Genomic DNA, 1,202 nt, shown 5'->3' on the forward strand with positions numbered 1-1,202 from the left:
TAACCACTCATGCGGATCGTTAGGAAAAGCATCGATCAAATCAATGTGCCCATCATCATCAGAATCCGGCGCGGCACTCGCAGCATAAATCGCGGCCACTTGCGAGGCGCTTAACGCATGACTGTCCACTCGCCATTCGTCTAACTGACCTTGGCCTAAACTATAAAACTTCGTTAATGAGCCACTGCCATCGCCCAACACCATTTGTGACGTATCAAAGTGAGGAAGACGAACGTTAACCTCATGGACAATTAACTCCCCATCGAGGTAAATCGATACGTCCCCAATACTTGAGTATTCATCGCGACTGACACTGGCAAACGTCAAGGTGATAAACCCTTCCGCTGACTCACCCTTTTTGATTGACCAGTGATGGCGTTTTAATTCAGCGCCATCTTCTCCGTAGACTAAACTGCGTATTCTGAGCTCACCCTTCGCGGTTTTTTCAAGCAATAAGAAACCACGTTGTGATTCATTGATGGCTGCAAGGCTGATCTTGCCTCGGGTAATATCCAGATCGCTGGTTTGTACGCTAACAGAAAAATCCCCCAATGCTGGGCCATTTTTAAGTACTAACTTTTGAGTTTGATCGCCAACAAATTGCAGACCACGCCCCGTACGCATAATCGCTTGGTCATATTGCCCTAATTGCGTCACATCCTCACGCGCGTGAGAAGAGCTATCGAAAGTCAAATTATCGACATCCTCAAACGATAGATGTAATAGCGGCGCTAACTCAGGGGAGCGCGCGTTAAACGTCATATTAGCGAAACGAAAACTGCCTTCTGTCGCGCTCACGGTGAGCGTTTGCTTGCCTGCGGGTAAGTAGACAGTAGGGATAGTAAAAGGTTGGAAGTCTCTTCCTGCTCCCGTTTGAAAATCCAGTGTGGTGCTGCGCTGTCCTTCCACTTCCAGTGCGAGTGTTGACGCCCCTTTACTGCCGAGTGAAAGCGTCACGTCATAATAACCCGCTTGAGCCACATTAATGGCATAACGCAACCATTCTCCTTTGCTCATCCGACCAATGTGTAGACCTGCTGTTGCATCATTCTCAATGTCAACGCCATCTGCGCCACGATAGCGAGACTCACCACCATCACTGTCTAGCGCGTCAATATAATCTACAGCATTAATCAAAGAAGGTACTTGAACCACCGCGACCTCTGAGCGGTGCTCATCATAAGGGTAGGCATCTTCTGCAT

Annotated in this window: 1 protein-coding gene; it reads right to left on the reverse strand. The window is 48.3% G+C overall.

What is annotated here, in order from left to right; genetic code table 11:
- Positions 1 to 1,202, reverse strand: a 1,202-nt coding sequence (locus L4D05_RS24010) for a carbohydrate-binding protein (protein ID WP_428795499.1), incomplete at both ends; no start/stop codon positions are given.

It is taken from the genome of Vibrio nomapromontoriensis, from assembly GCF_050337205.1.
In the GTDB taxonomy this organism is placed as follows: Bacteria; Pseudomonadota; Gammaproteobacteria; order Enterobacterales; family Vibrionaceae; genus Vibrio; species Vibrio nomapromontoriensis.